We start from the raw sequence: 21,301 nt of genomic DNA, 5'->3' as shown, positions 1-21,301 counted from the left end.
GTCCAGCCTGTGGCGTTCCCCCATGATCACCGCTGCAGCCCAGGCATGATCACCGTTGCCCTGGCCAAAGGCGCCCTGCTGAAGGATTCGGTGGCCCGCTTTGCCGCCGCCGGCTTAGATTTCTCGGCCCTGCTCGAGCCTGGCAACCGCCAACTGATGGTGCCCAGTGCCTGCGGGCAGGCCCGGGCGCTGCTGGTGCGCAATGCCGATGTGCCCGTGTATGTGGCCTACGGCCAGGCCCAGCTGGGCGTGGTGGGCTACGACGTGATCCGTGAGCACCAGCTGCCGGTTGCCCAGCTGCTGGATCTGGGCTTCGGCGGCTGCCGCATGAGTGTGGCGGTGAAGGCCAGCAGCGGCTATCGCCGCGCCGCCGATCTGCCCGCCCATTGCCGCGTCGCCAGCAAGTTCACCGGCTGCGCCCAGGCCTTCTTCGATGCCCTCGATCTGCCAGTGGAGCTGATCCACCTGGCCGGATCGGTGGAGCTCGGCCCGATCACTGGCATGAGTGAGGCGATCGTCGACCTGGTGGCCACCGGCCGCACCTTGGAGGAAAACGGCCTGGTGGCGATTGAAGATCTGTTCCACAGCACCGCCCGGCTGGTGGGTCACCCCCTGGCCCTCCGGCTCGACGACGGCCCACTCCAGGGGATCATCGATCGGCTCGGACTGGTGGCCGCAGCACCCCAGGGCCGCTGATGGCGCGCCTCGACCGCCAGCGCCTGCTGCGCCTGCTGCCCTACCTGAGCCTGGACCGCCGACGCCTGGGCCTCACCCTGCTGCTGCTGATTCCGGTGGCCTTCGCCGCCGCCGTGCAGCCCCTGCTGGTGGGCCAGGCGATCGCCGTGCTGCGGCGCGAGCCCACCCTCGGCTGGCTCACCGGCCTGCCAGTGCCCGAAGCCCTGCGGCTGCTGGTGCTGCTGCTGCTGCTGGCGGTGCTGCTGCGTCTGGGCCTTCAGGGCATCCAAACCTTCAACGTTCAGGCCGTCGGCCAGCGGCTCACCGCCCGGATTCGCAACGACCTGTTCGCCCACGCCATGGCGCTGTCGTTGCGATTCCACGACCGCACCCCCGTGGGCAAGTTGCTCACCCGGCTCACCAGCGACGTCGACGCCCTGGCCGAGGTGTTCGGCAGCGGCGCCGTGGGCGTGCTCGCCGACCTGGTGACCCTGCTGGTGATCGCCGTCACGATGATCTCGATCGAGTGGCGCCTGGGCCTGTTGCTGCTGGTGAGCCAGGTGCCGGTGGTGCTCGGCATCCTCTGGCTGCAGGGGCGCTACCGCAAGGCCAACTACCGCGTGCGCGAGGAGCTCAGCCAGCTCAACGCCGATCTGCAGGAGAACCTCCAGGGCCTCGAGGTGGTGCAGATGTTCCGGCGGGAGGCCACCAACAGCGCCCGCTTTGCCCAGGTCACGGCCGCCTACCGCGAAGCAGTCGGCGGCACGATCCTCTACGACAGCGCCATCTCGGCCTTCATCGAATGGGTGGCCCTCAGCGCCGTCGCGGTGGTGCTGGCCCTGGGCGGCTGGATGGTGCTGGGCAGCGCCATGGGCCTGGGCACGCTCACCACCTTCATCCTCTATTCCCAGCGCCTGTTCGACCCTCTGCGCCAGCTGGCCGAGCGCTTCACCCAGATCCAAGGCGGGCTCACCGCTGTGGAACGCATCGGCGAATTGCTCGAGCAGCCGATCGAGATTGCCGAGCTTCCCTCGGCTCAACGCACGGCGGCGGCGATTGCCAGCGGCAGCCAACGTGCCAGTGCCGGCGAGGTGATCTTCGAGAACGTGTCGTTCTCCTACCGCGACGACGACCCGATCCTCACCGACCTTTCGTTCCGCATTGCCCCTGGGGAGCACGTGGCCCTGGTGGGCCCCACCGGCTCCGGCAAAACCACCGTGATCCGTCTGCTCTGCCGGCTTTATGAGCCCCAGCGCGGGCGCATCCTGCTCGATGGCATCGATATCCGGCAGCTGCCCATCCCCACCCTGCGCCAGCGCCTCGGTGTGGTGTTGCAAGACACCTTCCTGTTCAGCGGCAACGTGGCCGACAATCTGCGCCTTGATGCCCAGATCAGCAGCGACGAACTGCAACGGATCTGCGGCGAGCTGGGCCTCCAGCCCCTGCTGCGGCGCCTGCCCGACGGCCTGGCCACGGCGTTGCGCGAACGGGGCGGCAACCTCTCCTCGGGCGAGCGCCAGCTGCTCTCCGTGGCGAGGGTGGCGATCCGGGATCCATCCGTGCTGGTGATGGACGAGGCCACCGCCTTCATGGATCCCTCCACCGAGGCGACCCTGCAGCGCGATCTGGCGCGACTGCTCCAGCAGCGCACCGCCATTGTCGTCGCCCACCGCCTGGCCACGGTGGAAACCTCCGACCGCATCCTGGTGCTGCGCAAGGGCCACCTGATCGAGCAGGGCACCCACGCCGAACTGCAGCGGGCGGGCGGTCTCTATGCCCAGCTGGCCGACCTGCAGGAGCGAGGGCTGGCGGCCCTCTAACTCAACCAAGCCAATCCTGCAGCCAGTCGCCGATCGTGCCTGCGAGCTGCTCGGGCATCTGGAGCATCGGCAGATGCCCCGCTCCGGCCAGCTCCACAAACTGGTGCTGGTTGGCATAGCCGGCCAGATGGCGCACATAACGCGGCGCCATCACCTGATCGCGGCTTCCGGCAATCCAGAGGCTGGGCACCTGCAGTTGGGCGGTGAGCTGGGGGATCTGACGCACGGCGCCGCGGTTTGTGCTGCAGGCCAGCAGCCCCTGGGCGGCACGGCGCTCGGCCAGCAGCGGGCTGCGCAGGGGGTCAGTGCCGGGCAGCTCGGCCAGCCAGCTGGGGCGCCAGCGCAGAAACAGGGCACCGCCGCGTCGCACCTGGGCAAAAGGCCGCGGTTGGTAGACGCCACCCCCGGCGGCGATCTGCACCAGGCCCACCAGCTGCGGCCCCAGATGGGGCGCGGCGTGCAAGGCGACGCTGCCCCCCAGGGAATGGCCCAGCAACACGATCGGGCGCTCGCCGGCCTGCTCCCGGGCCGCCTGGGCCAGCCAGCGGCCGTAGCTGGCCAGATTGGCGTGCAGCCTCAGCGGCCGAGGCCGTTGGCCAAAGCCGGGCAGATCGGGGGCCCAGAGCTCCCAGCTCGGCGCCAGCTCGGCGGCCAGCGGCCGCCAGAGCCGCCCGGCCAGCAACCAGCCATGCAGGGCCACCAGCAACGGACGTGAGACATCGTGCTCCAGAAGATCGACGTGCTCCAGAGGATCGACGATCGGGGGCACCAGGCTGGCCCGGCGAGCGCCCCCTGGGCGGCCATCGGGCAGGATCGTTCCATTGCGTTGCACCCGCCCGTCGTGGCCTCGGCCGAGCTCCTCACCAGCCTCTACGGGGAGCAGCACCGGCTCTGCCCCACGCCCAATCCCCAGCTCAGCCTGGTGCTCAGCTGCGATCGCGAGATCGACCTGATCGAGCTGGAGCAGCTCTGTGACGCGGTGGGCTGGAGCCGCCGCCCCCTGCGGCGGGTGCGCAAGGCGCTGCAACACAGCCTGCTGCGGGTGGGCCTGTGGCGTCACGACCCACGCCTTCCCAAGCTGGTGGGCTTCGCCCGCTGCACCGGCGATGGCGTGGTGGAAGCCACGGTCTGGGATGTGGCAGTGCACCCCCTCTACCAGGGGGCCGGGCTGGGCAAGCAGCTGATGGTCTACGTGCTCGACCAGCTGCAAACGATGGAGGTGGATCGGGTCAGCCTGTTCGCCGACCCCGACGTGGTGGACTTCTACGCCGCCCAGGGCTGGGAGCTCGAACCGCTGCAACGGCGCTGCGCCTTCTGGTACGCCCGCTAACCCCGCCGCCGCTCCCGCACTGCGCTGCCGTAGTAGCGGGCCGCCAAGGCTTCGGGCGGAATGCCCCGCCGCCAGGAGCGCCGCAGCTGGGCATTGGCCAGCGCCGTTTGCCACACCCCGAGCGCCTGCCAGCGGCGCCCATCCACCTGCAGCCGGGCCCCCAGCGGCCGCAGCTGGCTGAAGTGCCGCAGGCGCAGCACCAGCTCCAGATCCTCCATCAACGGGATCGGCGCCACCCCCCCGGCCCGCGCCAGCAGGCGACGCGGCACCAGCAGACCCTGATCGCCATAGGGCAGTTGGCGCCAGCGGCTGCGCAGGGCCACGGCCAGCTCCACCAGTCGCAGGGCGGGCTGGGCAGCGGCGATGGCCAGATCGAAATACCAGGCGGCGTCTGGCAGGCCCAGGGCCACCCTCACCGCCCGATCCCAGCCCGGCTCAAGCCGGGCATCGGCATGCAGCAACAACAGCCAGGGGGATTCGGTGCTCGCCACACCCAGGGCCAACTGCCGGCCCCGGCCAGGGGAGCTGGCTTGCACCGCCGCCCCCGCAAGCGCGGCGACCCGGGCGGTGGCGTCGTCGCTGGCGCCGTCCACCACCAGGATCTCCCCCACCAGCTGGGGAGCAGCGGCCAGGTCGGCCAGCAACAGCGGCAACCGTGGCGCCTCGTTGCGCGCGGCGATCACCACCGCAATCGGCGAACCGCTCAGCGCCACGGCCGCAGATCCATCGCCCAATCGAGGTCGCCCCGTGGCGCCAGCAGTGCCGGTTCCAGCCCCAGACGGTCGATCGCCGCCAGCGTCTGCGTGAGCACCCTGGGAGTGCCCCAGGCGATGCCCGCCATCAAGGCGGGCTGCGGCTGGCGCAGCCCGAGCAACCAGTAGCCCCCATCATGAGCCGGGCCGAGCACCGCCGCGCGGCTCTCCAGGGCCGCAAACGCCGCCACCAGGTCATCGCCATCCAACTGGGGCAGATCACTACCGATCACCACCACCTGCCGGGCCCCGGCGCGGAACGCCCGCTGAACCTGGCGCTGCATCCGCAAACCCAGCCCGCCGGGGCCCTGCAGCTGCACGCGATCGGCTCCCAGCTCCACACCCCAGCGGCGAGCGGCCCGCCCCGCCAACCCATCCACCGCGAGCACCAGCTCAAAGCCCAGCCGGCGGCGCCCGCCGCGGGCCACCGCCAGGGTGTGGCTGGTGAGCCGAGACTGGATCCGGGCCGCCGCCGCTGCGCCGAGGGAACCCGCCAGTCGGCGCTTGCAGCGCCCCGGGGCTGGCCAACGGGCCATCACGATCAATTGACTGCCAGCGGGTTGGCCCATCCCCGCCCTCACCCCTGGCGCGGCAGCTCCGCCGGCTTGAGCTGCAGGGTCAGCCGCTCATCGCCACGGCGCAGCGACACAGCTAAAGGCTGGCCCACCCGGCCCTGATCCACCGCCAGCTGCACCTCGGAGGGGTTCTTCACTGCCTTGCCGCCCACCTGATCGATCAGGTCGCAGGGCTTGAGTCCGCCTTTGGCCGCCGGGCTGCCGGGAATCACCTCCACCACCACCACGCCATTCACCTCCGGCAGGCGGCACTCATCGGTGCTGGCGTTGATCTCCCGGGCGAGCTGGGGCGTCAGGGCCTGCAGCCGCACGCCGATGTAGGGGTGGCTGGCGGAGCCCTTCTCCAGGATCTGTGCCGCAATCTGGCGCGCCACATTGATCGGGATCGCGAAGCTCAGGCCCGCCCCAGGTGCCTGGCGAATCGCCGTGTTGATGCCGATCACCTGACCACGGTCGTTGATCAGGGGTCCGCCGCTGTTGCCGGGGTTCACGGCCGCGTCGGTCTGGATGTAGGGCACCCGCTGTCCTTCACCCACCGCATTGGTGCGCTGGATGGCACTGATGATCCCAGCGGTCACGGTGTTGTCGAGGCCGAGGGGGTTGCCGATGGCGATGGCCCACTCGCCAGGCCGCACCTTGGCGGAATCGCCCAGGGGAGCCACCGGCAGCTTGGAGGCCACCACCTTCACCACGGCCACATCGGTGAGGGGATCAGTGCCCAGCACCTTGCCATTGAAGCTGCGGCCATCGGGCAGGGTCACCGTCACCTCACTGGCCCCCTCCACCACGTGGGCATTGGTGAGCAGCACCCCGTCGGAGCGGGTGATGAAGCCCGAGCCCTGACCCTGCTGCTGCTGGATGGTGGGCCCGCGGCCGAACAGCCCACCCAGGGGGTTCACCAGGCGCTTGACGGTGTCGATCCGCACCACCGCCGGCCCCACCTTGGCCACCGCATCCACGATCAAGGTGTTGCCCTGCTGCAGCGGCGGCGTGGGAGCCGCATCACTGATCGGCGTCTGGGCACCAGGGCGGCCCGGCAGACCAGGCAGACCCTGGCTGCAACCCACCAGCAGCAGCGCAACGGGGGCAATCAGCGCAGCTCGGCACGGGGGGGAAAGGCGCGGCATGGGGGCGGCGTGGGGCCAGGTCGGAATCCGTTTCATTAAAGACGGCTCGGCCGCCACACCACGCGTAGATTCAGCACCCACGAAACGGCGCGGTCGGTGCAGCAGGGAGACGAGCTGTGGCACCAGGTTCAGCAGGCGCTCCAGGCCAACCTCAGCAAACCCACCTTCGAGACCTGGATCCGCCCGGCCCGCTGCGAGGGCTTCAGTGCCAACCAGCTCCAGCTCGAAGCGCCCAACAGCTTTGCCTGCGGCTGGCTGCGCAAGAACTATCTCGGCACGATCGAGGCCGTCGCCAGTGAAATCGCCGGCCGGCCGGTGCAGGTGCTGGTCAGCGCCGCCAGCGGCGATGACGTCATCGCCGCTGGCGGCAATGGAACCCGTGGGTCCACCGCCCCCGTGATCCCCGCCGGGCCATCCGCCACGCCCCGCGCCACCGGCGAAACGCCCCGCAAGCTGGCACCAGGCCTCAACCCTCGCTATGTGTTCAACCGCTTCGTGGTGGGACCCAACAGCCGCATGTCCCACGCCGCCGCCCTGGCGGTAGCCGAGGCCCCCGGCCGGGAGTTCAACCCCCTGTTTCTTTGCGGTGGGGTAGGGCTGGGCAAGACCCACCTGATGCAGGCGATCGGCCACTACCGCCTGGAGATCAATCCCGAGGCGCGAGTGTTCTACGTGAGCACCGAAACCTTCACCAACGATCTGATCCAGGCAATCCGCAAGGACGGCATGCAGGCCTTCCGCGACCGCTACCGGGCCGCCGATCTGATCCTGGTCGACGACATCCAGTTCATCGAAGGCAAGGAATACACCCAGGAGGAGTTCTTCCACACCTTCAACGCCCTGCACGAGGCGGGGCGCCAGATCGTGATCGCCTCCGACCGGCCCCCGTCCCAGATCCCCCGGCTGCAGGAGCGGCTAATCTCCCGCTTCTCGATGGGGCTGATCGCCGACATCCAGGCCCCGGACCTGGAAACCCGCATGGCGATCCTGCACAAGAAGGCCGAGCAGGAGCAGATGGTTCTGCCCCGCGACCTGATCCAGTTCATCGCCGGCCGCTTCACCTCCAACATCCGCGAACTCGAAGGCGCTCTCACCCGCGCCGTGGCCTTCGCCTCGATCACCGGTCTGCCAATGACGGTGGAATCGGTGGCGCCGATGCTCGATCCTGCCGGCGGCGATGTGGAAGTAAAACCGAGCCAGGTGATGGAGAAGGTGGCCGAGGTGTTTGGCGTGGGCGTCGAGGAGATGCGCAGTGCCAGCCGCAAGCGGGCCGTGAGCCAGGCCCGTCAGGTGGGGATGTACCTGATGCGTCAGAGCACCAACCTCAGCTTGCCGCGCATCGGCGAAGCCTTCGGCGGCAAGGATCACTCCACAGTGATGTACGCCGTGGAGCAGATCGACCGCAAACTCAACAGCGACCCAGCCCTTTCCCGCCAAGTGCAGCAGGTGCGCGACCTGCTGCAAATTGATTCCCGCAAGCGGCGTTAGTCGGGCCTTAGGTGAGCGGCCGGGCAGGATCAAGCCCTTCCACTTCACCGGCAAACACGCGGCTGGCGGTGATGTCTTCGGCCTCAATCGTCATCAGATCGAGCTTGGTGAGCGGCGTGCCCATGCGGCTGAACAGCCGATTGGCCTGGCGCATCCGAGCCCGGTCGATGGCATTACGAATGGAGCGGGCGTTGGCAAAAAACGGCAACTGCATGCGCCGCTGGATGTAGTCAGCAAAGGCAGCTGCCGCCTCCTCACTGAACCGATAATTTTCAGCGGCAAGAATCAACTGGGCGATGGCCAACAGTTCAGCGGCGCTGTAGTCGGGAAAATCGATGTGGTTGGCCACCCGCGAGGAAAGGCCAGGATTGGATTGGTAGAACACATCCATCCGCTCCTTGTAGCCTGCAAAGATCACGACCAGATCGTCGCGATTGCTCTCCATCACCTGCAGCAGGATTTCGATCGCCTCGGCGCCATAGTCACGCTCATTTTCAGGGCGATAGAGATAGTAAGCCTCATCAATGAACAGCACCCCACCCATCGCCTTTTTGAGCATCTCACGAGTCTTGGGAGCGGTGTGGCCGATGTACTGACCCACCAGGTCGTCGCGGGTGGCGGTCACCACGTGGCCTTTGCGCACGTAGCCCAGCCCATGCAGGATCTTGCTCATCCGCGCGGCCACGGTGGTTTTGCCCGTGCCCGGCCGTCCCGTGAACGACATGTGCAGGCTGGGCGGGGTGGTCTCCAGCCCCACCTGGTGGCGGGCCCGATCCACCACCAGCAGGGCGGCGATCTCGCGGATGCGGGCCTTGACGGGCCGCAGACCGATCAATTCCCGATCGAGCTGATCGAGCATCTCCTGAATCCCGGCACTCTCGTAGGCCAACTGCAGGTCGATGGCGGTGTCGTCCGAGACTGTCGGAGCGGCAATCGGGCTGTCGGGATCAGATCCCATAAGGGGTTCAGGCGATCAGGGCATCGATGGCGGCGCTGAAGGACCACTCGGGCGCTCCGATCAGGCTGCCTTCGGCCTCCGCCCGCACTGTGAGATTGACGTAGGTGCGCCCGAAGCTGATATCCGGGAAGCGTTGCTGCGCCTCGCAGAGGGCATTGAGCCGCTCCAGAAAATCCCTGGTGCTGGCGTAATCCTCGAATTCCAGGCGCCGCTCCAGCCGCTCAGGCTGCTCGGACTTGGGACGTGCAATCCAGGCTTGATCCATGCCTTCGACGCTACGCCTCCAAGCAATCCGTGCGGGCAATACCCAGGCGCTGGGCCCAGGCGCCTGCATAGGCCTGATTGGCCGCCCGGGCCTCTGGATCGCTGCTGTCGAGCGGATGGGGCATGGTGCCATTGATGGCCGCGTTGGTGACACAGAACATCGATTTCTGAAAGCTCATGCAGATCTTCACGCGCACGTCGCCTTCGCCGCGCGTGCGCTCCAGGTACCACTGGTGCAACCGCTCCGGCAGGTGGCGGTACATGTCCTGCATTAGCAGGCTGGGCGGAATGCCGGAGCCCATGCTCGGCAGCGGATCGGCGTAGAGCGCCCCATAGGTGAACTGAGCCTGGTCGGGCGAGATCTGCTGAGCCTGGGCGTTGAAGCTCACCGTGCCCAGGAAGGGCATGCCTCGCAGAAACACCGCTTCCACATAGGGCACCGCCACATCCACCAGGAAGGTGAGTTCCGCTTCCGGCGGAAGCACCCAGTAGCTCTGGCCGCCGACCTCCACTCCGTAGTGAATCGGGTTGGCGGCTGCGGCCACCAGGCCGTTCTTGATGAACTCCACGACATCGGCAATGGTGCACACCCGTCCGTCGGCTTCAGCTGCGGCCAGATCCAGGAACAGATCGCTCATCACCCGCCAGAACTGGCCCAGGGCATGGGTGGTGGCGGCCGAACGGATCAATTCGGGCAGGAAGCCGGGGAACAGCGGGTTGAGGACGGCCAGCAGCGGATCACGCCGGCTCTTGGCCGCAATGATGCGGCGGCAATTGGTTGCAAAAGCCTCGGAATCAAAGTAGGCATCCATGCCACCGGTGGCATGCCAGAACATCGCCTTCTGGCAATACTCCGCATATTCGAAGTTGATGCGGTCGTGGTTGAGATGGCGCCAGATCTTGGCAGGGTTCAGATCCCCATCGAGGTATTTGAAGATCGGAAAAGGGTTGAGAAATTGATGCTCGGCCTGGTAGATCAGGTTGATGCTGTAGGCATCCAGCACCTCGCCATAGCTCTTGAGCACATCCACCACCTCCACCAGGTGATCGGCGCTCTCACCCAGAAGGGTTTCACCGGCCAGCAGGCGGCGCTGCACCTCCTCTCGGTCGATCGAGAGGTTGGCATGCACCAGCTCGGCGGGAACGATCGGCATCTCAGCCCAGCCCTCCCGGTATCGCTGTGATGCTGGCCAGCGCGGTGGTGGCCACCTCGCTCAGCCGGCCGAGAGTACTGGGCACCAGACCCAGCACCACCACTGCGGCCGCCAGGGCCACGGCGGGGACGGTTTCCCGCGGCGCGACTGGCGCCAGCTGCACATCCAGGCGCGCATCAGCAACCGCATCCGCACTGGGGGGCGTGATCGCCAAGCGACCGAAGAAGGCCCGGTTCACCAGCAGCAGGAAATACACCGCCGTGAGACCGGAGCCGACCATCGAAAGCAAGGTGGCTACCGGGTATTCGGCAATGCTGCCGCGGAACACCAGAAATTCCGAAATGAAGCCGGCCATGCCAGGCAAACCGGCACTGGCCATCACCGCCACGATCATCAGCGAGCCGGTGAACGGCAGACCCCTCTCAAGATTGAGCAGGCCGCGCAACGCCGCCAGATCACGGGTGCCCGTCTTGCGATACACAATCCCCACCAGCAGGAACAGCAGAGCCGAGATCAGGCCGTGGCTCACCATCTGGAACACCGCGCCCAGCAGGCTCACGGGCGTGTCAGATGCAGCTGCCAGCAGCACATAGCCCATGTGGCCCACGGAGCTGTAGGCCACCATTCGTTTCATGTCGGTCTGGGCGATGGCGGCCAGGGAGCCGTACAGCACCGAAATCGCGGCCCAGATCGCCAGCACCGGCGCCAGCTTCGCCCAGGCCTCGGGGAACAGTTGCAGGCCGAAGCGCAACATGCCGTAGGTGCCCAGCTTGAGCAAGACGCCCGCCAGCAGCACCGACACCGGCGTGGAGGCCTGGGTGTGGGTGTCGGGCAACCAGTTGTGCAGCGGCACCAGCGGAATCTTGATGCCGAACCCGATCAGCAAGGCCCCCAGCAGCCACAGCTGGCCGCCCATGGCCAGTCGGTCGCTGAGCACCGGCGTGAGGCTGAAATCCACACTGCCGGTGAGCAGGGCCAGCCCCAGGAAGGCCCCCAGGATCAACATGCCCGAGGCAGCGGTGAAGATCAGAAATTTGGTGGCCGCATAGGCCCGGTTCACCCCACCCCACACCGAAACCAGCAACCAGAGCGGAATCAGCTCCAGCTCGTAGAAGAGGAAGAACAGCAGCAGGTTTTCCGACAGAAAGGCCCCGTTCACCGCGCCGCTGATCAGCAGCAGCATGGCGAAGTAGATGCGCGGTCGCTTCTCGATGTCGCGGGTGATCACCGCTGACACCAGGGTGAGGGCGCCGTTGATCAGCACCAACGGCAGCGACAGCCCATCCACGCCCAGGGCATAGTCGAGGCCGATCCCCGGCAGCCAGGCGTGCCGCTCCTGCAGCTGCATGCCGGCCTGGGCCGTATCAAAGGCCAGGGCCACCGCCACGCTCATCCCCAGTTGCAGCACCAGGATGGCGATGGTGATCAGCCGGAGCCGCGAGGGGCTGGGGCCGCCCGGCCAGAGCAACAAAGCCAGGGTCCCGGCGAAGGGAATCAGCAGAAGGCTGGTGAGCAGCATGATCAGCCCGCTCCTGGCAACAGCTGGAGCGAACCCAGCAGCAGCACGATCGCCACGATCACCGTGAGCACGTAGCTCTGCAGTTGACCACTGATGCTGAGCTTGAGCCCTTCCGCCGTGGTCAGCGACAACCGGCCGACCCCATCCGCCAACCCCTTGATCACGGTGACGTCAAACCAGCGGGTGAGGCGGGCCAGGGAAGCCACCAACAAGACAACGGTGCGCTGGTAGATCTCAGGGGTATAGAAGTCGTAGGCGAGCAGGTCCTGCAGCACGCGCAGGCTGGACTTGGTGGAGCGCGACCAGAACTCATCAAGGTGCACCACAGAGCCGATCAGCAGGCCCACCAGGCCGCTGCCAGCCACCGCCAGACCCACGGGCAGCGGGAAGGCGGCAATGCCGGGCACCGTATCGATGCGCTGCATGATCCAGGGCAGCAGCACCACCAGCACCGAAAGGCTCACCATGGGCAGGGCCATCAACCAGTTGGCCTCAGGTGCCCGCTTGGTTTTGGGCAGCACGGGTCCAAGAAACACCGAGCGGAACACCCGGGTGACATTGGCGGTAGCCAGCAGATTGGTGAGCAGGAAAACCAGGGCAAACAGCGGCTCATCGGAGCGCAGATTTTCCACCATCAGCCCCATGCACCAGAAGCTGCCCAGGGGCACCAGCCCCAACAGGCCGGCACTGCCCAGCAGGAAGGCCATGGTGGTGGCGGGCATGCGGGTGCCCAGCCCTCCCAGCTCGGTCAGGTCCTGGCAGTTGCTGGTGGCGATGATGCTGCCCACGCCCATGAACTGCAGTGCCCTGGCCAGACCATGGGCAAACAGCAGCAGCAGGGCGATGCCGGGGAGTTGCAGGGCGATGGCGATGAACACCAGGCCCAGAGAGGAGGTGGTGGAGTAACTGAACGCGCGCTTGATGTCCACTTGGGCCAGCGCCACCAGGGCACCACCCACGGCGCTGATCGTGCCAACCGCCAGCAACACATCCGTGGCCAGGGGAGAAAGGGCCACGATCGGCATCAGCTTCATCAGCACGATGGCACCGCAGGTCACCACCACTGAGTTGCGCAGAATCGAGGCGGGGTTCGGACCCTCCATCGCCTCATCCAGCCAGAGGTGCATGGGGAACTGAGCGCACTTGCCCATCGGCCCTGCGATCAGCCCCAGCCCCAGCAGGGTGCCGGCCAGGGGGGTGATCAGGTGCTGCTCACGGGCGTTGCCGGCCCAGGCATAGAGGTCGTTGAATTCCATCGAGCCCGCCCAGGCCGACAGCGCCACCACCCCCATCAGCAGCAGCACATCCCCCACCCGTTTGGTGAGAAAGGCATCGCGGGCAGCGGTGACCACCAGGGGCTGGGCATACCAGAACCCCACCAGCAGATAGGTGGAGAGGGTGAGCATCTCCAGCAGGAAATAGCTCATGAACAGGTTGCTGCTCAGCACAACCCCGCTCATCGCCCCTTCGAAGAAACCAACCAGGGCATAGAAACGGGCGAGAGACCACTCCTTGTCCATGTAGCCCAGGGCGAACACCTGGCAGACCAGGCTCATGGTGGTCACCAGCTCCAACGCCGCCAGGTTGGTCAGGGAGAGATCGAAACCGATGCGGAGGTTGAGATCGGCCGCCTGGAACCAGGGAAACTCGAAGTGCTGGGGACCGAAGGTCCAAACTTGCTTCAGGATGACTGAGCTGTGCCCCACGGCCAGCAGGGTGACCAGCAGATTGAGGTAGGCCGCCGGCCGCGGACCGTTGCGCTTGAACCAGCCCGCTGCCCACGGCAAAGACAAGACCATGCCGCTGAACCCATACAAGGGGAGCATCCAGGCCAGCTGGATCGGGAGTGGCAAGGAGGGGGCGAACAAGGGGAGAGGGTGTCGATCGGCAGTGTTCGAGATGAACAGATCGGCCGCCGGACTCTAGGCATCAGCCGCGGAATCCTGGAACTAGAAGGTGGCCCGCTCCATCGACGGATCGTGGTTGGGGCCAAGGCTGCGCAACCAGTCGCCCAGATCCTCACCGTGGTGTTGTTCGTCCGACCAGAGGCCACGGAAGAAGGCCTCGTTGTCGCCGTCACCGACCAGCACACAGAAGCGCACGGCCTCGGCGTAGTGGTTGATGAGGTCCGTTTCCAGAGAAAGGTTGAGCCGCAACAAGCCGACCAAGTCCGCGGCATGGGAGACGGGCCGCAATTGAGATGCGGCCGGTGCCACCCCAAGGGCCAACATGCGCTGAATGATCCGCTCGGCGTGTTGCAGTTCCTCCACGGTTTCGCGGCGGAACCGTTCAGCGGCATCGCCATCACCCCAGAGCTCCACAAGGGAGGCCTGGGTCATGTACTGCTGAACCGCAGAGAGTTCAAGACTCAGAGCGCGACCGAGGTATCCCAGGACGCGCGGATGAACGGCGCCCATGGCGATCAGAGACGGCGGGTGGTGGCGGTGGCGATCAGGGCAGGCTCCACTTCGCTGTGGGGGCGGGCAATGATGTGGGCGGCAACCAGGCCATCACCCACGCGCTCACAGGCATCGGCACCAGCGCGCACGGCCGCGTTCACAGCACCGGTTTCACCGCGCACCATCACGGTGACGTAGCCACCACCAACGAATTCGCGGGCGATCAGGGTCACCTCAGCTGCCTTGGTCATGGCGTCGGCGGCTTCAATCGCCGGCACCAGGCCACGGGTTTCGATCATGCCGAGGGCGATGCCCTGAATGGAAGGAGCCATGGCGTTGCTGCGCGAAGGGGTGGTGGGGGGTTTGGTGCCGGCACCGCGGCCGCCGCTCCCAGAACGGGAGCTAGCGGAGGTGGCAGTGGAGCGGCGGGTGGTGCTGGAGGCACGGGGCGTCGCCTTGGCGGCCGGCTTGGCCACGGCTTTCGCCGCGACGGGCTTGGCCGCTGCCGCCGGCAGCGCCTTGGGAGCAACTGCTGGTACGGCTGAGCCGGCCGCCGCTCCCGTCGCCGGCGGGGCGCTGACTGCCGTTGCCGCCGGAGGGGCGGGTTTGGCAGCGGACGCTGTGCTGGGGGTGGGTCGGGGAGTGGGGGTGGCCATGGCTCAGGGGTGTAGGAGCTGGTGAGAGGACAGAACGGGTGGATCGCGAACGATCCGAGCCGCCCTAACCGTCGGGCTCCCAGAAGTCGATGATTCCGCCGATCGTCAGATCGGTCTGCACCTCAGGGTTACCGCAGGCGAAACGGGCTGCTGAACCGCTAGCGGTGAACACCCAATTGCCCGGGGAGGCACCCACCGGATCAACAGCCACGCTGAGCTTGCCCTTGGTCGTACGCAACACGCGCAGGTTGGAGTGGTCGAGACCAGGCACACGCTGGGTGCACACCAAAGAGCCCGTGACCTGCATGATCTCCATTACTTGGGCCCTCCCGCTGGGGCTGGGGCTTTGCCGGCATCAGGATCCCAGTGGTCAATGATGCCGACGATGGTCAGGTCGCTCGGATAGGACTTGCTGCCAGCGGCTTCGCGAGCTGCCGAGCTGCCGACGCAGATCACCCAGTCACCGGGGATGCAGCCGACGGCATCGACCGCCACTTTCTGGGTGCTGCCATCGAGCACCACCTGCAGGTGCTTGTGCTCGAAGTCAGGGATTCGGTTGGTGGAGACCAGTGGCTTGACCACTTTGCAGATCAACATGTCAGTGGCCTCCTCCGCTCGCGAATGTGATGGTGGAACCTACCGCTTCGGCAGGGATGTACCGATCCTGGTCCCGAACGGTCAGGAGAGCATGGAGCAGGCCCTGCTGGAACAGGTCGGGGTAGCGGTTTTCCATGGCGGCCTGGACCCGCTGGCAGTGGCGGATCGCCCGTTCCCGCGCGCCGGGCACCTGGCCGTTGTAGTCGAAGCGGACCACCACAGGCACCGGTAGACCGCGCGACACATTCAGACCCTTGAAGATCTTGACACCCACGTCGAGATCGGGAGCCCCCTCCTCCACTGTGTCCATGTAGGCGAAGTAGGTGAGGTTGCGCAAGTGGATCTCCTTGAAGCCGATGCCCACACCGATGAACCGCTCCGCATGGCCAGCGTCGGCATAGTGGCCGCCGTGCACCTGACGCACGTAGTCGATCTGGGACAAGTTGTGCTCTAAGAAGCGACTCACCAGGCGCACCATGCCGGGATCAGGGCTGCTGGCAGCTGATTGCTCCACCATCGCCTGGATGCGGGCGCGGCCCTCCTCGGGGTTGAGGTGACGGGTCGCGTCATAAACCGCCTGGGCATCCAACCAACGTTCGAGGTTGGTGCTGCCATCGAGGCCAGGCACATGCACGCGGATGGCATCGGTGTCGGTGTCGATGCCCATCAACAGCAAATCCACCGAGGCCCCGCAGCAGAAGCTGTTCTCCACCGCCTGCTGAAAGTCCTTGAGGCGCGAGAGGCCGCAGCTGGCAGCCAAGCCATCGTCGCTGCCGTGAGCCGCGCAGCCTTCGTGCTGAGGATCCTGAGAACTGAAGTGATACAGCACCACCTTGAGGTAGCGCGTGTCGGCATGGGCGGGATTGGGCAGCCCTTCGCGGTAGCGGCGGTGCTCCGTTTTGACCCAGCGATTCACCGTGTTTTCCACATCAAACAGGGCGCCGGCGTGGGGGCGACGCCGCACCGAACTGAAGGGCACGCGCAAGGCATAGGCCACCGCGTGGGCCAAGCGTCCGTCGGCGCAGGGGGTGATGTCGAGCAGGTGGAAGCCGCAGGAGAGCACAAAATCGTTGAAGGCTTCAGCGGAACGACTGCCGGGTTGGCCCTCCAGCGGATCGTGCTGAAAGAAGCCGTCGCTGGTCTGCTCGTAGGTCTCGAACACGCACCAGGCAAACAGGGTGCGCATGTCGAGTTGGCTCACCCATGCCGTCTCCAGAATCGGCAAGGGCAGCTCAAAACCGAGCTCAGCCTTGGCCAGGCGTTGAGCCTGCTCGATAAAGTCGGCCTCGTGTTGCAGGGCCGACAGGCGCTTGAGCACCGGCACGATCCGATCAAAGGCGCCCTTCACCTGCTCGTCGTAGGCCTGCAGCGCCGCATTGCCCTGGCGATCGCTGAGGGGGTGTAGGCCCACCGATGCGGCGGAGCGAGAGCCGCCAGCGAATCTGCGACCTCCCGCCGAGCCAGCGTTCGGGGTGAATGGAGTCTCGCTCGAGGTAGCCACACCGGGCCGGCGGCGAGGAGCCGTCGGAGCCAGAGGGCGATAGGGAGTAGCGAGCGGGCGTCGGGGCATCAGGGATTCAGCCGCGGGCCCCGCCGGAAACGGTGATCAGGGAGCCGGCCGTGGTGTTGCCACTGGAGCCCGTGACACGGCTCACGGGTTCGGGGCGCTCCTCGTTGCGCTTGGACTGGAAAACGGGCATGGCAGCCATCGCACCCGGACGGGTCGGATTGCGGCGGCGAGCCGAAACGCCCTCCGTGCCGGTGACACGTTCGCCGCGGTCCCAGTCGTCGCCGGTGATCTTCAAACCGGCCGAGATGCCTTCACCGGTAACCCGAGATGTAGGACGTGCATCCTCATCGACGCTCACGGGAGCAGCGATCGGGCTGGGGTGAATCGGAGCACGCTCAATCGGACCGCGAGACAGCTGGGTACCGCGGCGGTCAAAGCGGAATTGCTCGGTGCCGGTGACTTTGTCACCGGCCAAGTCAAAAGGGCCGGTAATCCTGCTGCCTTGTTCGTAGCTGGTGCCAGTGACGGCCCCCGTACGCTCCCGACCCACCTGGGCGACGCGAGCCGGGGATTGGATGCTGAACTGCTGCCAGGGCTGGCTACCAGCCAGGGGTTGGGGGAAATCAGGATCGTGACCTGCGGCAGAACCGCAGGCTTCAACCAGCTGGTCGTTGCCGATGTAAGGGGTGCCCGTCACGGCCTCACAGGCGCCGCGCTCGGCCCCGGTCATCACACCTCCAATACCCGGCTGGATGCCGCTCATGCGGTTGGCACCGCGCATGGGTGTGCGCTGGCGGATGTCGGCAACGGCCTTACCGGTGCAGAAATCGCCGGCCTGCTCGAGCCCGGCGTAGGGGGTGCCGGTCACGACCTTGCAAGTGCCGGGCTCATCGCCGGTCACGTTGGAGGAGCGGCCGGTGCGGGTACCGCTCACCACTTGGGCCTTGTTGGTAACGCTGAAGCCCACCTTGGGAGCCTCAGGAGCGGGCTTGCTACCGCAGAAATCAGCATATTGCTGGGAGCCAACGTATTCATCGCCGGTCACCAGGCGGCAGCTACCGGGTTCGTCACCGGTGACGTGCTCACTGCGGCCCACATGGGTGCCGGTGATCCCGGTGCCCCGCAGGGTGTGCAGGCTGGCCACCTTGGTGGGGGCTCGACCGGTCACCTGGCTCTGGTCGGCCACGTATTGGGTGCCGGTGAGCTGCTTGCCGGAACCGGGCTCATCACCGGTCACCTTGTCAGAGCGACCCACCATCACACCGGAAACGGGCTGGCCGCCCTGGGTCTGACTGCGGCCCACCTTGCGGGGGCTGGGCTTGCTGCCACCGCAATAGGCGGCGGACTGATTAGCCGACACATATTCCGTGCCGGTGACGTTCTTGCAGGTGCCGGGCTCATCGCCGGTCACCTTTTCAGACCGCCCCACCTCATTGCCGGTGACACGGTTGCCGTGGCTGGTGGCGCTCACGCGCACCTTGGCGGGCTGGGTGGCCACCGGGCCGCTCTGGCAGAAGGTCTGGAACACTTCGGCACCGAGATATTCGGTGCCGGTGATGGCGCGGCAGGTGGCAGCTTCATTGCCGGTGGTCTTGGGGGAGCGGTTGGCCTGGGTGCCGGTGACCACCTGGCCGGTGCTGGTTTCACTCACACCCACCTTCCAATGGGCATCAACAGTGGCAGCGGCCTGCTTGGCGCCGTGGCGGTTGGGGCCGGAGGGGCGAGTGCCGCCGCTGCGGCTGGAGCCAGCACTACCAACCTTGGCTCGCAGCTCACGCACTTTCTGAGAGAGCTCGCGCGCACTCATATCGGGGTTGCCCTGACGGGACACTGAAGCCGCCGTGGTGCTCTTGGGTGCATTGGCCGCCTTGCCGCGCTTGGAGAGCACTTCGCGGCGGGCCAGCACCAAAGCACGGCTGGGATCGCGTTGAGCAGAACGCTTGGGGGTGGAACGCCGCTCGGCGCCCTGAGCGCCTCGGCTTCTGAGGCTCGACAGAGCCGGAGCAGGAGTGGCAACGATCTCAGGCTTTGGCGCTGGGGACTGGGCAGGGGCGGCAACCTGAGCCTTGGGTGTGGCCTTGGCCAGATCGGTGCGGGTGCGATCGCTGGAATTGTCGGCCCTCTTGCCACGCTTCGAGAGAGCTTCGCGCCGGGCCAGCACGAGATCGCGGCTGGGATTGGCGATCGGGCGGGCCTGGCTGCGATGGCCAGCGCCCGAAGGAGCCGAAAGGGTTCGGCTTGGGGTGGGGGCAGGAGCCCGGTTCACGGCTGCCGGTGCAGAAGAGATCGCAGGCGCGGATTCCGCCGCAGCAGCTGCCGTGCGGGTGGGCCGGGCATCTTCGAGCGAGCGCACACGGCTCGGCCCGGAGGTGAACCGGCTGGCGGCCTTCTTGCCGCCGTTGGTGAGGGCCCTGCGGCGCTCCAGAGCTGCTTCCCGGCTGGATGTGCTGGCCATGTCCGCCCGTCGAATGGAATATCTGAAAAAGTGCTGATCCACCCGCAACGCGGACAGATCAGCCAAGAAAAGGAGTTGGGGTTCCGCCTTCAGCGAGAACCCCTGAAGGGCTGATGATCAGCGGCCTTCAAACACCACGAAGCAAGCACCCTGACTTTGGGTGTAGGCGTCGTAACCCACCAGACGCACGTGGTGGTCGGGATAGGCGCGGTGGCAAGCCTCCAGCTCGCTCACGATCACACCCAGATCCTTCTCGCCGAAGAAGGGCAGCTTCCAGAACGACCAGTAGGTCGCCATGGAGTTGCTGGGATGGACGTGCTCAACGAGCGGGCTCCAACCCTGGGCAATGATGTAAGCAATTTGGTCGTAGATCTCGTCCTGGGTCATCGGCGGGAGGAAGCCGAAGGTCTCCAGGGTGGCGACTGTTTGGTAGTCACCCACGGTGCTCTTGAAAGGCATGGGGATCCTGTTGTGGATGGAATGGTTGAACCCTGAAGGCAAGGGCTCGGATCGCGTTCACTGAAGCGTTCCGGGAGAGAAAGGGGGAGTGGCAATCACCACGCCTCCTTTCTGCACCGATGGACTTCAGTTGACGTCGAGCTTGTCGACGGTGTCGAACTCGAACTTGATTTCCTTCCAGGTCTCCAGGGCGATGGCCAGCTCAGGACTGTGCTTCGCAGCTTCCAGAAGGATGTCGCGACCTTCGCGCTCGATCTCACGACCGGCGTTACGGGCCTTGACGCAGGCCTCAAGAGCCACACGGTTGGCAGCAGCACCAGCAGCGGAGCCCCAGGGGTGGCCGTGGGTACCACCACCGAACTGCAGCACCGAGTCGTCGCCAAAGATGGCCACGAGGGCAGGCATGTGCCAGACGTGGATACCACCGGAGGCCACGGCGAACACGCCGCCCATGGAACCCCAGTCTTGGTCGAAGAAGTTGCCGCGGCTGCGATCTTCGGGAACGAAGGATTCACGCAGCTGGTCGATATAGCCGAGGGTCGACTGACGGTCGCCTTCGAGCTTGCCGACCACGGTGCCGGTGTGCAGCTGGTCACCACCCGAGAGGCGCAGGCACTTGGCCAGCACACGGAAGTGGATGCCGTGCTTGGGGTGACGGTCGATCACCGCGTGCATGGCGCGGTGAATGTGCAGCAGCATGCCGTTCTTACGGCACCACTTGGCCAGACCGGTATTCGCGGTGAAGCCCCCGGTGATGTAGTCGTGCATGATGATGGGCTGGCCCAGTTCCTTGGCGAACTCAGCGCGCTCATACATCTCCTCAGGAGTTGCGGCGGTGCAGTTGAGGTAGTGCCCTTTCTTTTCGCCGGTTTCCTGCTGGGCCAGGTTGGTGGCTTCAGCAACGAACTCGAAACGGTTCTGCCAGCGCTGGAAGGGCTGCGAGTTGATGTTCTCGTCGTCCTTGGTGAAGTCAAGACCACCGCGGAGGCACTCGTACACAACCCGGCCGTAGTTCTTACCGCTCAGGCCGAGCTTCGGCTTGATGGTGCAACCCAGCAGCGGACGGCCGTACTTGTTCATCCGGTCGCGCTCGACCACGATGCCGTTCGGGGGACCCATGCAGGTCTTGATGAACGCCATCGGGAAGCGGATATCTTCCAGACGCAGGTTGCGCAGGGCCTTAAAGCCGAACACGTTGCCGACCAGGGAGGTCAGCACGTTGGTGATCGAGCCTTCCTCGAACAGGTCGAGGGGATAGGCGATGAAGGCGTAGAAGGCGTCCTTGTCGCCAGGAACGTCTTCGATGCGGTAGCAGCGGCCTTTGTAGAAGTCGAGATCGGTGAGGAGCTCGGACCACACGGTGGACCAGGTGCCGGTGGAGGATTCAGCAGCCACAGCAGCGGCCACTTCTTCTTTGGGAACACCTTCCTGGCCGGTGCATTTGAAGCAGGCCAGCAGGTCGGTGTCGAGGGGAACGTAATCAGGAGTCCAATAGGTGTCGCGGTACTCCTTGACCCCGGCGTCGTACTTCTTGCTCATGGAGTTTCTCCGGTTGGGGCGGGT

21 protein-coding genes are annotated in these 21,301 nt (G+C 66.2%); 4 read left to right on the top strand and 17 right to left on the bottom strand.

The genetic code is table 11. The annotated features are described in order from the left end of the window. The first annotated feature begins 45 nt into the window (after positions 1 to 45). Positions 46 to 696, top strand: a complete 651-nt coding sequence (gene hisG, locus KBY65_RS05860; RefSeq protein ID WP_094559854.1) for an ATP phosphoribosyltransferase — start codon at positions 46 to 48, stop codon at positions 694 to 696. Then, complete coding sequence (locus KBY65_RS05855) at positions 696 to 2,495, top strand: ABC transporter ATP-binding protein (RefSeq protein WP_255000823.1); 1,800 nt, start codon at positions 696 to 698, stop codon at positions 2,493 to 2,495. Before hisG ends, KBY65_RS05855 begins: the two co-directional genes overlap by 1 nt. Position 2,496: 1 nt before the next feature. On the opposite strand, the gene KBY65_RS05850 is transcribed toward KBY65_RS05855, so the two are convergent. Next, positions 2,497 to 3,381 carry an alpha/beta fold hydrolase gene (locus KBY65_RS05850; protein WP_315860042.1) on the bottom strand — a complete coding sequence of 295 codons (885 nt, stop codon included), beginning with the start codon at positions 3,379 to 3,381 and terminating at the stop codon, positions 2,497 to 2,499. Here KBY65_RS05850 and KBY65_RS05845 point away from each other — a divergent pair. Next, a complete protein-coding gene (locus KBY65_RS05845; RefSeq protein WP_094559856.1) occupies positions 3,337 to 3,825 on the top strand; it encodes a GNAT family N-acetyltransferase in 489 nt (162 codons plus the stop codon). The genes KBY65_RS05850 and KBY65_RS05845 overlap by 45 nt on opposite strands. Here KBY65_RS05845 and KBY65_RS05840 read toward each other — a convergent pair. The 3 genes from KBY65_RS05840 to KBY65_RS05830 are packed head-to-tail and all read right to left on the bottom strand — an operon-like array spanning position 3,822 to position 6,279. Further along, positions 3,822 to 4,559, bottom strand: a complete 738-nt coding sequence (locus KBY65_RS05840; protein ID WP_255000822.1) for a TIGR04283 family arsenosugar biosynthesis glycosyltransferase — start codon at positions 4,557 to 4,559, stop codon at positions 3,822 to 3,824. The genes KBY65_RS05845 and KBY65_RS05840 overlap by 4 nt on opposite strands. Next, a complete protein-coding gene (locus KBY65_RS05835) occupies positions 4,529 to 5,146 on the bottom strand; it encodes a TIGR04282 family arsenosugar biosynthesis glycosyltransferase (protein ID WP_094559857.1) in 618 nt (205 codons plus the stop codon). Before KBY65_RS05835 ends, KBY65_RS05840 begins: the two co-directional genes overlap by 31 nt. An 8-nt stretch (positions 5,147 to 5,154) precedes the next feature. Next, complete coding sequence (locus KBY65_RS05830; RefSeq protein WP_094559966.1) at positions 5,155 to 6,279, bottom strand: trypsin-like peptidase domain-containing protein; 1,125 nt, start codon at positions 6,277 to 6,279, stop codon at positions 5,155 to 5,157. Between the two features lie 96 nt (positions 6,280 to 6,375). Here KBY65_RS05830 and dnaA point away from each other — a divergent pair, with 96 nt between their 5' ends. Then, on the top strand, positions 6,376 to 7,767 hold the full coding sequence (gene dnaA / locus KBY65_RS05825; RefSeq protein ID WP_255000821.1) for a chromosomal replication initiator protein DnaA: 1,392 nt from the start codon (positions 6,376 to 6,378) through the stop codon (positions 7,765 to 7,767). A gap of 7 nt (positions 7,768 to 7,774) precedes the next feature. Here dnaA and cbbX read toward each other — a convergent pair whose 3' ends face one another. The 13 genes from cbbX to KBY65_RS05755 all read right to left on the bottom strand — a co-directional run bounded on the left by cbbX (position 7,775) and on the right by KBY65_RS05755 (position 21,277). Then, entirely contained in the window at positions 7,775 to 8,725 is a 951-nt protein-coding gene (gene cbbX / locus KBY65_RS05820; RefSeq protein WP_094559859.1) for a CbbX protein, read from the bottom strand. Between the two features lie 7 nt (positions 8,726 to 8,732). Further along, positions 8,733 to 8,990, bottom strand: coding sequence for a 4a-hydroxytetrahydrobiopterin dehydratase (locus KBY65_RS05815; protein ID WP_094559860.1), 258 nt, complete (start codon positions 8,988 to 8,990; stop codon positions 8,733 to 8,735). A 10-nt stretch (positions 8,991 to 9,000) separates the two neighbouring features. Then, a complete protein-coding gene (locus KBY65_RS05810) occupies positions 9,001 to 10,143 on the bottom strand; it encodes a CO2 hydration protein (protein ID WP_094559861.1) in 1,143 nt (380 codons plus the stop codon). Position 10,144: 1 nt separating this feature from the next. Then, on the bottom strand, positions 10,145 to 11,662 hold the full coding sequence (locus KBY65_RS05805; RefSeq protein ID WP_255000820.1) for an NADH-quinone oxidoreductase subunit M: 1,518 nt from the start codon (positions 11,660 to 11,662) through the stop codon (positions 10,145 to 10,147). 2 nt (positions 11,663 to 11,664) lie between these two features. Continuing rightward, a complete protein-coding gene (locus KBY65_RS05800; RefSeq protein WP_255000818.1) occupies positions 11,665 to 13,530 on the bottom strand; it encodes an NAD(P)H-quinone oxidoreductase subunit F in 1,866 nt (621 codons plus the stop codon). Positions 13,531 to 13,611: 81 nt separating this feature from the next. Further along, a complete protein-coding gene (locus tag KBY65_RS05795) occupies positions 13,612 to 14,079 on the bottom strand; it encodes a ferritin-like domain-containing protein (RefSeq protein ID WP_094559863.1) in 468 nt (155 codons plus the stop codon). A gap of 5 nt (positions 14,080 to 14,084) precedes the next feature. Next, a complete protein-coding gene (locus KBY65_RS13925) occupies positions 14,085 to 14,717 on the bottom strand; it encodes a BMC domain-containing protein (RefSeq protein WP_094559864.1) in 633 nt (210 codons plus the stop codon). 64 nt (positions 14,718 to 14,781) lie between these two features. Beyond that, positions 14,782 to 15,033: a carboxysome peptide B gene (locus KBY65_RS05780; RefSeq protein WP_094559865.1), complete on the bottom strand. Its 252-nt coding sequence runs from the start codon at positions 15,031 to 15,033 to the stop codon at positions 14,782 to 14,784. After that, positions 15,033 to 15,314 (bottom strand): carboxysome peptide A, encoded by a 282-nt coding sequence (locus KBY65_RS05775; protein WP_094559866.1) that lies wholly within the window; start codon positions 15,312 to 15,314, stop codon positions 15,033 to 15,035. The genes KBY65_RS05780 and KBY65_RS05775 overlap by 1 nt, the downstream gene beginning before the upstream one ends. Before the next feature lies 1 nt (position 15,315). Further along, complete coding sequence (locus KBY65_RS05770) at positions 15,316 to 16,884, bottom strand: carboxysome shell carbonic anhydrase (protein ID WP_094559867.1); 1,569 nt, start codon at positions 16,882 to 16,884, stop codon at positions 15,316 to 15,318. A gap of 7 nt (positions 16,885 to 16,891) precedes the next feature. Beyond that, on the bottom strand, positions 16,892 to 19,279 hold the full coding sequence (locus tag KBY65_RS05765) for a CsoS2 family carboxysome shell protein (RefSeq protein WP_255000816.1): 2,388 nt from the start codon (positions 19,277 to 19,279) through the stop codon (positions 16,892 to 16,894). A 117-nt stretch (positions 19,280 to 19,396) separates the two neighbouring features. Further along, positions 19,397 to 19,738, bottom strand: coding sequence for a ribulose bisphosphate carboxylase small subunit (locus tag KBY65_RS05760; protein WP_094559869.1), 342 nt, complete (start codon positions 19,736 to 19,738; stop codon positions 19,397 to 19,399). 126 nt (positions 19,739 to 19,864) lie between these two features. Beyond that, on the bottom strand, positions 19,865 to 21,277 hold the full coding sequence (locus KBY65_RS05755) for a form I ribulose bisphosphate carboxylase large subunit (RefSeq protein WP_094559870.1): 1,413 nt from the start codon (positions 21,275 to 21,277) through the stop codon (positions 19,865 to 19,867). Positions 21,278 to 21,301 lie beyond the last annotated feature (24 nt).

Origin of the sequence: Cyanobium sp. Alchichica 3B3-8F6 (genome assembly GCF_024346435.1) — a bacterium.
In the GTDB taxonomy this organism is placed as follows: Bacteria; Cyanobacteriota; Cyanobacteriia; order PCC-6307; family Cyanobiaceae; genus Cyanobium_A.
The sequence above is the reverse complement of the archived record's forward strand: the minus strand, read 5'-3'. Positions and strand labels throughout refer to the sequence as shown.

Coding starts and splice junctions, on each gene's coding strand:
- KBY65_RS13925 (WP_094559864.1), bottom strand. CDS start 14,717: ATGGCCACCCCCACTCCCCGACCCACCCCCAGCACAGCGTCCGCTGCC.
- KBY65_RS05830 (WP_094559966.1), bottom strand. CDS start 6,279: ATGCCGCGCCTTTCCCCCCCGTGCCGAGCTGCGCTGATTGCCCCCGTT.
- KBY65_RS05775 (WP_094559866.1), bottom strand. CDS start 15,314: ATGTTGATCTGCAAAGTGGTCAAGCCACTGGTCTCCACCAACCGAATC.
- KBY65_RS05835 (WP_094559857.1), bottom strand. CDS start 5,146: ATGGGCCAACCCGCTGGCAGTCAATTGATCGTGATGGCCCGTTGGCCA.
- KBY65_RS05815 (WP_094559860.1), bottom strand. CDS start 8,990: ATGGATCAAGCCTGGATTGCACGTCCCAAGTCCGAGCAGCCTGAGCGG.
- KBY65_RS05755 (WP_094559870.1), bottom strand. CDS start 21,277: ATGAGCAAGAAGTACGACGCCGGGGTCAAGGAGTACCGCGACACCTAT.
- KBY65_RS05760 (WP_094559869.1), bottom strand. CDS start 19,738: ATGCCTTTCAAGAGCACCGTGGGTGACTACCAAACAGTCGCCACCCTG.
- KBY65_RS05795 (WP_094559863.1), bottom strand. CDS start 14,079: ATGGGCGCCGTTCATCCGCGCGTCCTGGGATACCTCGGTCGCGCTCTG.
- hisG (WP_094559854.1), top strand. CDS start 46: ATGATCACCGTTGCCCTGGCCAAAGGCGCCCTGCTGAAGGATTCGGTG.
- cbbX (WP_094559859.1), bottom strand. CDS start 8,725: ATGGGATCTGATCCCGACAGCCCGATTGCCGCTCCGACAGTCTCGGAC.
- KBY65_RS05855 (WP_255000823.1), top strand. CDS start 696: ATGGCGCGCCTCGACCGCCAGCGCCTGCTGCGCCTGCTGCCCTACCTG.
- KBY65_RS05770 (WP_094559867.1), bottom strand. CDS start 16,884: ATGCCCCGACGCCCGCTCGCTACTCCCTATCGCCCTCTGGCTCCGACG.
- KBY65_RS05810 (WP_094559861.1), bottom strand. CDS start 10,143: ATGCCGATCGTTCCCGCCGAGCTGGTGCATGCCAACCTCTCGATCGAC.
- KBY65_RS05805 (WP_255000820.1), bottom strand. CDS start 11,662: ATGCTGCTCACCAGCCTTCTGCTGATTCCCTTCGCCGGGACCCTGGCT.
- KBY65_RS05765 (WP_255000816.1), bottom strand. CDS start 19,279: ATGGCCAGCACATCCAGCCGGGAAGCAGCTCTGGAGCGCCGCAGGGCC.
- KBY65_RS05780 (WP_094559865.1), bottom strand. CDS start 15,033: ATGGAGATCATGCAGGTCACGGGCTCTTTGGTGTGCACCCAGCGTGTG.